Origin of the sequence: Gordonia sp. N1V (assembly GCF_029269935.1) — a bacterium.
Lineage (GTDB): Bacteria > Actinomycetota > Actinomycetes > Mycobacteriales > Mycobacteriaceae > Gordonia > Gordonia polyisoprenivorans.
Genome location: NZ_JARJDD010000075.1, coordinates 1 through 484, shown reverse-complemented (window position 1 = coordinate 484; position 484 = coordinate 1). Strand labels below are relative to the sequence as shown.

Here is a 484-nt window from a genome sequence, read left to right as displayed (position 1 = left end):
ATCGGGAGCGTTTGGCGGGCCAGTCCGAGGTCGAGGTGTGGGGCTCGGTGATCGAACATGCCGACAAACTCGCACGCGCCGAAGTCTCCTTGCAGTTCAAGGTCTCCCGCAGCAAAGCCAGCAGCTGGATAGCGCTGGCGGACCTCCTCAAAGAATTTCCGCTGATCCGCGCTGCGTATTTGAACGGTGAACTGTCCACGAATCGGGCTTCGATCATGGCGCGCGCTGCCCAGCGTGGCGGGGATATCGACGCGGACACCGACAGCGACAGCGACAGCACCGACGGTGACGAGGCCGGGATGTCGTTCGAGGAGATCGTCCTGGATTACGGGTCCCGGGGCACCACCGACCCGGTGCTGTCGCAACAGCTCGACGCTGCGTTGATTTCAATGAACCCCGACAGTGTCATCGAGGACCGCGACACCATCACCGACCTGGTGGGACACGTGACCATCACCCCCGATGTTGCCGGGCACTCCTCTCT

1 pseudogene is annotated in these 484 nt (G+C 62.8%); it reads left to right on the top strand.

Features of this window, described 5'->3' with window-relative positions:
• Positions 1-484: pseudogene (locus P3L18_RS28170) on the top strand (HNH endonuclease); the annotation flags it as partial.